Annotated in this window: 1 protein-coding gene; it reads right to left on the minus strand. The window is 41.3% G+C overall.

Annotated elements, in window-relative coordinates; all coding sequences use genetic code 11:
• A partial coding sequence (locus H6A61_RS16340) for an AAA family ATPase (protein ID WP_204394812.1) occupies positions 1-265 on the minus strand: 265 nt, incomplete at its 3' end.
• Between the last annotated feature and the right edge of the window lie 38 nt (positions 266-303).

Below are 303 nucleotides of genomic sequence, written 5' to 3' on the forward strand. Positions count from 1 at the left end.
TATTCAGGTCCAGATGCAGCACAGGATATTCCGTCCATTCCTTCTCCAGTTCCGCAATCTTCAGCCCCTCGAACATCTCCCTCTTTCCGCTGAAATAAGTCTCCAGCGTAGAGATAAGCAGACTCTTTCCGAACCTGCGCGGACGGCTCAGAAAGTAATATACACCGTTATTTACCAGGTCATATATCAGATCCGTCTTGTCTATATAAAGATAACCGCCTTCGCGTATCTTTTCAAAATTCTGTATTCCTATAGGGTATTTCATGTAAGTCAATTAAAAATTAAAAATTAATAACCAACGGT

Source organism: Bacteroides caecigallinarum, from assembly GCF_016901995.1.
In the GTDB taxonomy this organism is placed as follows: Bacteria; Bacteroidota; Bacteroidia; order Bacteroidales; family Bacteroidaceae; genus Phocaeicola; species Phocaeicola cellulolyticus.